Here is a 391-nt window from a genome sequence, read left to right on the forward strand (position 1 = left end):
GCAAGGACTTTCCAATCGCGCAATCGGTCGTCAATTAGGAGTGAACCACCAAACCATTAATAATGAGCTTAAACGTGGTACAGTTCGCCAAATTCGTCGTCAAAAATTCGATGATAAGACCCTTATCACATCTACAGTTATGAAGCTGGTCAGAATATTTATCGTAAATGCCACCAACGGTCCGGTCGTCCTCGTTTATATTACCGCTCAAAGCGTTTTTTACAATTGGCCGACCAATTAATGCTTGGTGAATTTGATGAGCGTCGTTACTCTCCTCAAGCAGCTATTTATAAGGCACGTGATTTGATGAGTGATGATTCACTGATCCCTAAGTCTGTTGTGACTTTGTATCAGTGGATTAATGATGGTGTATTCCGTACGTCTAACTTGG

General features: G+C 41.7%; 1 pseudogene. It reads left to right on the plus strand.

The features are described 5' to 3' along the window. Positions 1 to 391: pseudogene (locus H5975_RS08440) on the plus strand (helix-turn-helix domain-containing protein); the annotation flags it as partial.

The sequence above is a fragment of the Limosilactobacillus coleohominis genome, from assembly GCF_016901675.1.
In the GTDB taxonomy this organism is placed as follows: Bacteria; Bacillota; Bacilli; order Lactobacillales; family Lactobacillaceae; genus Limosilactobacillus; species Limosilactobacillus intestinavium.